A 9976-nucleotide genomic window follows, 5' to 3' on the forward strand; every position below is an offset into this window, starting at 1 on the left:
TCCGTGATTGTATCGCGCCCGCATACCCGCCGCGTCCTTGCGCGCTTCGCAAGATGTTGCAGGATAACGACGACTCGCTCATGACGACGCACCCGATGCTCCAAAGCCTGTGCCATCTCCTGGCTGCCCTGCTGTTCTGCGGAGCGATGGCTTCCGCGCCTGCTGCGCCCCTGCCCCCGGCGGTGCAGCAGGCGCTCGACGGCGCCCGCATCCCGGCGGGCAGCGTCGCGTTATGGGTGCAGGCCGTCGACGCGCCGGCCCCGCTGCTGGAGGTCGGTGGCGACCGGCCGATGAATCCGGCGTCGGTGATGAAGGTGGTGACCGCCTTCGCGGCGCTCGACCGGCTCGGCCCCGCCTTCACCTGGACGACGCGGGTCGCGACGGGCGGCCCGCTGGCCGCGGGGGTGCTGGATGGCAACCTGTATCTGGCGGGCGGCGCGGACCCCATGCTGAACTACGAGCGCCTCGGGCGGCTGCTGCGCCAGGTGCGCGCGCTGGGCGTCACGACGGTGCGCGGCGACATCGTGCTCGACGGCTCGGCCCTGACGCTGCCGCCACACGATCCGGCGGCCTTCGACGGGCGCGCGCTGCGGCCGTACAACAGCGGCGCCTACGGCTTGCTGATGCACTTCAATACGCTGCAGCTGCGCCTCGTTCCTGCGGCGGAATCGGGGCAGCCGGTGGGGCTCGCGCCCTACCCGTCGCTGATCGGCCTCGACATCGACAACCGCATCACGACGGGCCCCGGCCCCTGCGGCGTGTGGTACGGCAATCTCGATGCGGCGTTCGAGCCGGGGCCGCAGGGGCCGCGGCTGGTGTTGTCGGGCAGCATGCCGGCGAGCTGCGGGCAGCGCGACTGGGCGACGGCGCCCCTGTCGCCGGAGGCCTTCGGGCGTGCGCTGGTCGCGGGGCTATGGGGGGAGCTGGGCGGCAAGGTGGAGGGCGCGGTGCGCAGCGGCGTGACGCCCGGCGATGCGACGACGCTGGTCACGGAGACGTCGCCGCCACTGGCCGAGGTGGTGCGCGAGATGAACAAGTGGTCGAGCAACGTGATCGCGCGCCAGTTGCTTGCGACACTCGGACGGGAAAGCGGGGCGAGCCTGGACATGGTCGCGGGCGGCGCCGAGGCGGTGCAGGCGCTCCTGGCGGCGGACGGGATAAGGACCGCGGGCCTGGTGATCGAGAACGGCTCGGGGCTTTCGCGCATCGAGCGCGTCACGGCGCGCACGCTCGCGGAAGTGCTGCTCGCGGCGTGGCGGCGGCCCTTCATGCCGGAGTTCATCGCGGCGCTGCCGATCGCCGGCGAGGACGGCACGGCGCGCGGGCGACTGCACGACAGCCCGGCGCGCGGCTACGCACACATCAAGACGGGATCGATCAATGGCGTGAAGTCGCTCGCCGGCTACGTGCTGGACCGCAGCGGCCGGCGCCATGCGGTGGTGATGATGGTGAATCACGCCGAGGCGGGGTCCAGCCAGGCCGCACAGGACGCGCTGCTGGAGTGGGTATGGGCAGGCGGCGGCTCGGCGCCGGCGCAGTAGCCCGGCGACGCGGGGAAACGGGCGCCGCGGATCAGGCGTCCGACGGCATCGGCATGGTGCTGCGGTCGAGCAGGTTCAGCCAGCCGCGGATGACGCGGTAGACGATCCATAGGCCGGCACCGATCAGCAGCACGAACGCCAACGGGATTCCGATCAGGGTGACGATCATGGCCGCCGAGACCAGGATCCACAGCAGCGCGAACCAGAAGGTACGGATCTGCCAGCGGAAGTGGCTTTCCAGCCAGGTGCCGCGCACCGCGTCGCGCTTCATGTAGTTGAGCACCACGGCGAGGATGGACGGCAGGCTGGCGACGAAACTGCCGATGATGGTCGCGGAGCCGACGATGCCCGACACCACTGCGAAAGCGTGCAGCCCATAGATGATGTGTGCGAGCGTGACGAGCCCGCCGAGGTCGGCGGGTGCGCTTTCGGTCCGATAGTCAGCCATGGCGGACTTCCCTTCTGGTCAGGATCACCCGGGCATCTTACAGCCCGAGCTCGCCCCACATTGCATCGACGCGCTGCTTGACTGCGGCGTCCATCACGATCGGACGGCCCCACTCGCGGTTGGTCTCGCCCGGCCACTTGTTGGTGGCGTCGATGCCCATCTTGCTGCCGAGGCTCGCGACGGGGCTGGCGAAATCGAGGTAGTCGATGGGGGTGTTGTCGACCATCACGGTGTCGCGCGAACCATCGACGCGGGTCGTCATCGCCCAGATGACTTCCTTCCAGTCGCGGATGTCCACGTCGTCGTCCACCACGATGATGAACTTGGTGTACATGAACTGGCGCAGAAAGCTCCAGATGCCGAACATCACGCGCTTGGCGTGCCCCGGGTACTGCTTGCGGATGCTGACCACCGCCAGCCGGTAGGAGCAGCCCTCGGGCGGCAGGTAGAAGTCGATGATCTCGGGGAACTGCTTCTGCAGCAGCGGCACGAAGACCTCGTTGAGCGCGACGCCCAGCATCGCCGGCTCGTCGGGCGGCTTGCCGGTGTAGGTCGAGTGGTAGATCGGGTCCTTGCGCATCGTGATGCGCTCGATCGTGAAGACCGGGAATTCCGACACTTCGTTGTAGTAGCCGGTGTGGTCGCCGTAGGGCCCCTCGGGAGCGGTGTCGTCCGGGTGGATCACGCCTTCCAGCACGATCTCGGCCGAGGCCGGCACCTGCAGGTCGGAGCCGAGGCATTGCACGAGTTCGGTCTTCGCACCACGCAGCAGGCCCGCGAACTGGTATTCGGACAGGGTGTCGGGCACCGGCGTGACGGCGCCGAGGATGGTCGCCGGATCGCAACCGAGGACGACGGCGACCTTGAAGGGTTCGCCCGGATGCGCGAGCTGATGCTCACGGAAGTCGAGTGCGCCGCCACGGTGGGCGAGCCAGCGCATGATGACGCGGTTGGGTCCGAGCACCTGCTGGCGGTAGATGCCGAGGTTCTGGCGCTTCTTTTCGGGGCCGCGCGTGACGACGAGGCCCCAGGTGATCAGTGGCGCTGCGTCGCCGGGCCAGCAGTGCTGGATTGGCAGTTTTGCGAGGTCGACGTCGGCGCCTTCCCACACGACCTCCTGGCAGGGCGCGGAGCGCACTTCCTTGGGCGACATGTTGAGCACCTGGCGGAAGGCCGGGAACTTCTCCCACGCGTCCTTGAGGCCCTTGGGCGGCTCGGGCTCCTTGAGGAAGGCGAGCAGCTTGCCGACTTCGCGCAGCGGCGTCTGCCAGTCGCCGTCGGTGAGGTCCTCGCCCATGCCGAGCGCGACGCGCTGCGGAGTGCCGAAGAGGTTCGCAAGCACCGGCATGGCCTGCGGCACGCCGCGCGTGACGGGTTTTTCGAACAGCAGCGCGGGGCCGCCGGCGCGCAGCACGCGGTCGGCGATCTCGGTCATCTCGAGGTGGGTGTCGACGGGAATGGTGACGCGCTTCAGTTCGCCACGTTGTTCGAGCTGGGCGATGAAGTCGCGAAGATCGTGGTAACGCATGGAATCCTTTCGGGTGCGGCGGTTCAGCGGTTGGCGTTGATCGCTTCGCGCGTCTCGCGCGCGACACGGCGTGCGGCCTCGGCGTAGTCCTCGCCCTGGCCGGCATAGAGGATCGCGCGCGAGGAATTGAGCATCAGGCCGGTGCCGGCGGCGGTGCCGCCCGCCTGCATGGTCTCGGCGATGTCGCCGCCCTGGGCGCCGATGCCGGGCACGAGCAGCGGCATGTCGCCGACGATGTGGCGCACGCGGGCAATCTCGTTGGGGAAGGTCGCGCCGACGACGAGCCCGCAGTTGCCGCTCCCATTCCAGTCGTTCGCGACCAGGCGTGCGACGCGTTCGTACAGGCGCTCGCCGCCGCCGACATCGAGGAACTGAAGGTCGCTGCCGCCGGGGTTCGAGGTGCGGCACAGCAGGATCACGCCCTTGTCGGCGTATTCGAGGTAGGGCTCGACCGAATCGCGGCCCATGTAGGGATTCACGGTGATCGCGTCGGCGCGGAAGCGCTCGAAGGCCTCGACTGCATACTGTGCGGCAGTGCTGCCGATGTCGCCGCGCTTGGCGTCGAGGATCACCGGCGTATCGGGGTGGCGCTCGTGGATGTGGGCGATCAGGTCTTCGAGCTGGTCCTCGGCGCGCTGCGCGGCGAAGTAGGCGATCTGCGGCTTGAAGCAGCACACGAGGTCGGCGGTCGCGTCGACGATGCCCTTGCAGAATTCGAGGATGGCATCGGGGCGGCCCTGCAGGTGGGCGGGGAAGCGCGCGGGATAGGGGTCGAGGCCGACGCAGAGGAGGCTGTTGCGGCTCTGCCAGGCGGCCCGGAGGGCGGTCATGAAGTGCATGGAGGCGTCCTGATGGGTTCGGGGCGAATGATAAGCCGGATGATGCCCTTGCGCGCCCCCGGATGCCTCAAAATGAAAAGGGCCGCGACGGCGGCCCAGGTCTGGTCGGCAAGTGTCGGCCTACATGCCGATATTGAGCATCTTCATCGCCTTGGCGAGCGTCGCCTCGGATTCGGGATGCTTGCCGGCCTTGTGCAGCTCTTCGCCTTCCGCGCGCAGCTTCTTCACTTCCATCATCTGCTCGGCGCTCAGCATCGGGTTCTTGGCGAGGGCCTCGTCGATCTTCTTCATGTCGGCGGGGCAATGACGGGCCAAGGCGCTCGTCGACAGCAGCATCGCACACAGGCCCGCGAACAACAGGCTTCTTCTCATTGCAGTCTCCTCTGGGGTTGCGCCGCAAAAAGAATCGGGCGCATGTTTTCGACCGTCATCGATGCGGTCGGTTCACCCTAGTTCAGGCAGAGGGAAACGCAATGTAATCAAGGACGATGCCGGCGAATATAACGGCCCCGACCCAGTTGTTGTGCAGGAAGGCCTTGAAGCACGGGGCGCGTTCGCGCCCGCGGATGAGCGTGTAGTGGTAGCCGGCGATCCCGCACGCCGCCAGCAGGCCGGCAAAGAAGAACGCGCCCCGCCCCGCGGCGACACCCACAGCCGCGAACAGCGCGAAGGCGAGCGCGTAGCACAGCATCACCGCAGCGACGTCGAAGCGGCCGAAGGTGATCGCGGAGGTCTTGATGCCGATCCTGAGGTCGTCGGGACGATCGACCATCGCGTATTCGGTGTCGTAGGCGACGGTCCAGAAGATGTTGCCGAGCAGCAGCCACCACGCGAGCGCCGGCACTTCGCCCTGGATCGCGGCGAAGCCCATCGGAATGCCGAAGCCGAAGGCGATGCCGAGGTAGGCCTGGGGAATCGCGAAGAACCGCTTCATGAACGGATAGCTCGCGGCGAGGAACAGCGCCGGCAGCGACAGCCACAGCACGATGGGCGCGAGCGGCAGGATCAGCAGGAAGGCAAGGAGCGAGAGGCCCGCGGCGAGGAGCAGCGCCTCGCGGGTGCCGATCACCCGGGTCGCGAGCGGACGGTTCCTGGTGCGCTCGACGTGGCCGTCGAAATCGCGGTCGGCGTAGTCATTGACGACGCAACCGGCCGAGCGCATCAGCACCGTGCCGAGGACGAAGATCGCGAGGATGGGCAGCGGCGGGAAGCCGTCGGCGGCGAGCCACAGCGCCCACAGGGTCGGCCACAGCAGCAGCAGGATGCCGATCGGCTTGTCGAGGCGCATCAGCCGCAGGTAGATGGGCAGGCGGGCGGACAGGGGGAGCGGCGCAGACATCATTCGGGCAGGTCCAGGATCGTGGGCAGGAAGGCCTCGCTGACGAGCAGCGCGCGACCGTGCAGGCGGAACAGCGAACGGCGCGCCCATGCGCGCGGCGGCATCGCCATCGGCGTGACCGCGGCGGCAGCGAGATGATAGCGCGCGTCGCGGCGGTCGAGGCAGGCGCAGGTCAGCGCGCGGCGGCTGATCGCGGGATCCGCGAAGAGTGCGGCGCCCAGCGGACGGGCGCCCATGCCGTGGAACAGGTTCCAGGCGCCGCGCACGTTGGGGCGCGGCAGCAGCGAGCGCGCGAACACCACCGGCACGCCGTCGGCGACCAGCAGCACTTCGCGCAGCCACGCGAGTTCGCCGCGGCGCAGGCCCAGCAGCGTCGCCTCGTCGCGGTGCGGCAAGGCGAGACGCTGACGCAGCACGCGTACGGCAAAAGTGCTGCAGCGGGCGCGGATGCGCGCGGTGAGCGAGTCCGGATCGGTGAGCCAGGGGCGCAGCGTGCGGGAAACGGTCGCGCGCGGCGGGCGCTTCAGCCAGGTTTCTTTGTGGGGACGGGTACGCATTGGGGGGAATTTCGGGACCAGCCGCATGATACCGGGTAGGCGTCGCTCGCCCAACCGGGGTGCGCGGGGCGCAGGATTTCGGCCGTGGGAGCAACTTCAGCCGCGAATGGGCGGTATCGCACGCTACCGGGCTGATTCGCGGCTGAAGCCGCTCCCACAGGAGGTTGCACCCATCGGTTCTGGCGGGATGCGCTGCGCTCCTCCCGCCCTTGGGTCCGTGCCTGCTCAGGCGCGCAGCAGGCCTTCCCGTCCGCCGAGCCAGCGCTCCATTAGCTGGGTCGCGACGTCCGGCGAGTCGCGCAGCAGGCGTTCGGCAAGCGCGCGCGCCGGCTCCAGGAGGTCGGCGTCGCCCTCCAGGTCGGCATAGCGCAGCAACGGCACGCCGCTCTGGCGCGCGCCGACGAATTCGCCGGGGCCACGGATGCGCAGGTCCTCGCGCGCAATCGCGAAGCCGTCGCTGTGTTCGTAGATGACTTTCAGGCGTGCGCGGCCGTTCTCCGACAGCGGGTGGGCGTAGATCAGGATGCAGGCGGACTCCTTGGTGCCGCGCCCGACGCGCCCGCGCAGCTGGTGCAGCTGCGCGAGGCCGAAGCGCTCGGCGTGCTCGATCACCATCAGGCTCGCGTTGGGCACGTCGACGCCGACCTCGATGACCGTCGTCGCGACCAGCAGGTGGATCTCGCCGGCAGCGAATGCGGCCATCGTCGCGGACTTCTCGTCGGATTTCATGCGCCCATGCACGAGGCCGATCTTCAGTTCGGGCAGCGCCGCGACTAGCGTCTCGAAGGTCTCGACGGCGGTCTTCAATTGCAGCGCCTCGGACTCCTCGATCAGCGGGCACACCCAGTAGGCCTGGGCCCCGCCGAGGCAGGCGTCGCGCACACGTGCGATAACCTGCTCGCGGCGCGACTCGGCGACGAGCTTGGTGAGGATGGGGGTGCGACCGGGCGGCAATTCATCGAGCACGGTGACGTCGAGGTCGGCGTAGTAGCTCATCGCCAGCGTGCGCGGGATGGGCGTCGCGGACATCATCAGCATGTGCGGATGCAGCGCGTCGGCGCCCTTCTCGCGCAGCGCGAGGCGCTGGCGCACGCCGAAGCGGTGCTGCTCATCGACGATCGCGAGGCCCAGGCGCGGCAGCGTCACCGGATCCTCGATCAGCGCGTGCGTGCCGACCGCGAGCAGCACCTCGCCGCTGGCGAGCCGGGCGAGCTCGGCCTCGCGCTCCTTCTTGCGCCGGCTTCCGGACAGCCACGCGATACCGACGCCGAGCGGCTCGAGCCACGCGGCGAGCTTCTTCCAGTGCTGCTCGGCGAGGATCTCGGTGGGGGCCATGAGCACCGCCTGGAAACCGTTCCCGGCCGCCTGCAGCATCGCCAGTGCGGCGACGATGGTCTTGCCGCTGCCGACGTCGCCCTGCAGCAGGCGCTGCATCGGGTGCGGGGTGGCAAGGTCGCGCGCGATCTGCGCGACCGCGCGCGCCTGCGCGCCGGTGAGGCTGAACGGCAGCTGTGCGAGCAGCGCGCCGGTGAGCTTGCCGCTGTCGCGCAGGATGGGGGCGCGGCGCGTGCGGCGGGCATTGTAGGCGCGGCGCAGCGACAGCTGCTGGACCAGCAGTTCCTCGAACTTGATGCGCTGCCACGCGGGATGGGCGCGGTCTTCGAGCGCATACGGGTCGATGTCGGGGGGCGGCTGGTGCAGCGTGCGCAGCGCATCGGCGAAGGGCGGCAGGTGCAGCCCCCCGAGCGCTTCGGGCGGCAGAAGCTCGATCGGCGACGGGCGCTGCAGTTCGCGCCCGATGAGCTTGCGCAGCGCCGACTGCGCGAGCCCCGCAGTGGTCGGATAGACTGGCGTGAGCGCCTGCGGCAGCTCCTCGCCCTCCGCCACCGGGTGCACGCGCGGATGCACCATCTCGTTGCCGAAGAAGCCGCCGCGCACCTCGCCGAACACGCGCACGCGGCGGCCGGGCGCAAGCTGCTTCTGTTGCGAGGGGTAGAAGTTGAGCCAGCGCGCGGTGAGCGTGCCGCTCGCGTCGCGGATCTGTGCGACGAGCTGGCGGCGCGGGCGCAACATGACCTCGCAGGACAGCACCTCGCCTTCGACCTGCACCGGCGCACCGGCGCGCGCTGCGGCGATCGGGGTCAGGCGGGTTTCGTCCTCGTAGCGCAGCGGCAGGTGCAGGACGAGGTCCTGCGGCCGGCGGATGTCGAGCTTCGCCAGCCGGCCTGCGAGTTGCGGGCCGATGCCGGCCCAGGCGGGCGGGCTGCGTTGCGAGTCAGGGGGCATGACGAAAGCGATGGATTGCGTCCTGTGGCAAGGCGCGAACCGCAGCAATAGTGGTTGCTATTGCGAGGATGAGCAACGCCGCCACGGGGCGCAAGACGCGCTTTCGTGCCTCCTGACTCGCAAGGCAGCCCGCCTTTAGCCAATCACCAGGATGGCGTCGGCCTCGACCACGCCGCCCTTGGGCAGCTCCTTGACGCCGACGGCGGCGCGCGCCGGGAAGGGCTCCGCGAAGTAGCGCGCCATGACTTCGTTCACCTTGGCGAAGTTGGCGAGATCGGTGAGGTAGATCGTCACGCGCACGGCGTCGGCGAGCGAGCCGCCGGCTGCTTCGGCCACCGCCTTGAGGTTCTCGAACACGCGCACGGTCTGCGCTTCGAAGCCCTCGACCATCTGCATCGTCGCGGGGTCGAGGCCGATCTGGCCGGAGCAATAGACGGTGTCGCCGACCTTGACGGCCTGCGAGTAGGTGCCGATCGCGGCCGGGGCGTTGGGGGTCGAGATGATGCTGCGGCTCATGCTTGAATTCCTTTGCTTGTACGAACGATCCCGAGCGGGGACCGGATGAAACAACGCCCCGGCACATCCTGCACCGGGGCGCGGGAGAGTGCGCCGATCAACCTTCGGCGCGCAGGGTCACGTCACAGCCGAGACGCGTGATGATCTTCTGGATTCCACGGCGGGCGGAGACGTTGATCACCAGCGGCGCCATGAAGTTTGCGCGCAGCCCGGCGGTTGCGGGGTTGCCCGCGTCGCCTTCGTCCTTGCGCACGATCACGGCGACGAAGGCATCGGCAGGGTTCGTGAGCTTGAGCTGCTCGGTTTCCTCGTCCGAGAGGCCGAACTCGTAGTTGACGCCAAGCCGGTCCGAGCCGGTGATCGAGAACACGGCCGCAGGATTGTCCAGGCTCTGCAGCTGGTACAGGGATGAGGTCGATCCATCCTCATGCACGAGGGCGAACTGCCTGCAGTCTTCGAACCCGGGAAGCCCGGCCGGGAACTCGATCACCTTGTCATCGGGAATATCGACCGTACCGAACACCTGACTTTCGATCTTCATTGCGACCTCCTCTGATTTGCCCCGTTGTTGGCGTCCTGGCTTACGCGCACCACGATGCGTGCAGGCGGATCCTGCCCTGCACCGCCTGCGCTGCTACTTGCGCGGACCCAAGATCATGCCATCCAGCTTGCGTTCGCGGCGAACTTTTTCCTGCGCGGCAATCGCGGACTCGCGGTCCGGATAGGGGCCGAGCACGACGCGGGCCTGCAGATGCGCAGGATAACCCTTGCGCTCGAGTTCGCGACGCATGCTTTCCGCATTGGCGGTATCGAGGAACACGCCAAGCTGGATGAGGTATCCGGGTCCCGGCGGCGGTCCGGCCTGCAAACGCGGCGGTTCGGCCGGCGGGGCTGCAGAGGGGCTGTCTCTTATACCCATCTG

The 9976-nt window shown here is 68.8% G+C and carries 11 protein-coding genes; 1 reads left to right on the top strand and 10 read right to left on the bottom strand.

The features are described from left to right. Positions 1-80 precede the first annotated feature (80 nt). On the top strand, positions 81-1541 hold the full coding sequence (gene dacB / locus GO615_RS07130; protein WP_246262186.1) for a D-alanyl-D-alanine carboxypeptidase/D-alanyl-D-alanine endopeptidase: 1461 nt from the start codon (positions 81-83) through the stop codon (positions 1539-1541). A 31-nt stretch (positions 1542-1572) separates the two neighbouring features. On the opposite strand, the gene GO615_RS07135 is transcribed toward dacB, so the two are convergent. The 10 genes from GO615_RS07135 to GO615_RS28610 form a co-directional block, all read right to left on the bottom strand. Then, complete coding sequence (locus GO615_RS07135; RefSeq protein ID WP_169126388.1) at positions 1573-1989, bottom strand: DUF4870 family protein; 417 nt, start codon at positions 1987-1989, stop codon at positions 1573-1575. 37 nt (positions 1990-2026) lie between these two features. Next, entirely contained in the window at positions 2027-3517 is a 1491-nt protein-coding gene (gene ubiD / locus GO615_RS07140) for a 4-hydroxy-3-polyprenylbenzoate decarboxylase (protein WP_169126390.1), read from the bottom strand. 23 nt (positions 3518-3540) lie between these two features. Further along, positions 3541-4356, bottom strand: a complete 816-nt coding sequence (pyrF, locus tag GO615_RS07145; RefSeq protein ID WP_169126392.1) for an orotidine-5'-phosphate decarboxylase — start codon at positions 4354-4356, stop codon at positions 3541-3543. A 120-nt stretch (positions 4357-4476) separates the two neighbouring features. Further along, positions 4477-4728 (bottom strand): PA2433 domain-containing protein, encoded by a 252-nt coding sequence (locus GO615_RS07150; protein ID WP_169126394.1) that lies wholly within the window; start codon positions 4726-4728, stop codon positions 4477-4479. Between the two features lie 82 nt (positions 4729-4810). Continuing rightward, positions 4811-5698 carry a 4-hydroxybenzoate octaprenyltransferase gene (gene ubiA, locus GO615_RS07155; RefSeq protein ID WP_422614260.1) on the bottom strand — a complete coding sequence of 296 codons (888 nt, stop codon included), beginning with the start codon at positions 5696-5698 and terminating at the stop codon, positions 4811-4813. Then, on the bottom strand, positions 5695-6252 hold the full coding sequence (locus GO615_RS07160) for a chorismate--pyruvate lyase family protein (RefSeq protein ID WP_169126398.1): 558 nt from the start codon (positions 6250-6252) through the stop codon (positions 5695-5697). Before GO615_RS07160 ends, ubiA begins: the two co-directional genes overlap by 4 nt. Positions 6253-6477: 225 nt before the next feature. After that, on the bottom strand, positions 6478-8538 hold the full coding sequence (gene recG, locus GO615_RS07165) for an ATP-dependent DNA helicase RecG (RefSeq protein WP_169126400.1): 2061 nt from the start codon (positions 8536-8538) through the stop codon (positions 6478-6480). 135 nt (positions 8539-8673) lie between these two features. Beyond that, positions 8674-9054: a RidA family protein gene (locus GO615_RS07170; protein ID WP_169126402.1), complete on the bottom strand. Its 381-nt coding sequence runs from the start codon at positions 9052-9054 to the stop codon at positions 8674-8676. 97 nt (positions 9055-9151) lie between these two features. After that, the gene (fliW, locus tag GO615_RS07175) at positions 9152-9595 is read right to left on the bottom strand and encodes a flagellar assembly protein FliW (protein WP_169126404.1); all 444 of its coding nucleotides are present in this window, start codon (positions 9593-9595) and stop codon (positions 9152-9154) included. A gap of 93 nt (positions 9596-9688) precedes the next feature. After that, positions 9689-9976, bottom strand: a 288-nt coding sequence (locus tag GO615_RS28610) for an SPOR domain-containing protein (RefSeq protein WP_211166987.1), incomplete at its 5' end; no start/stop codon positions are given.

Source organism: Aromatoleum evansii (assembly GCF_012910805.1).
Classification (GTDB): Bacteria; Pseudomonadota; Gammaproteobacteria; order Burkholderiales; family Rhodocyclaceae; genus Aromatoleum; species Aromatoleum evansii.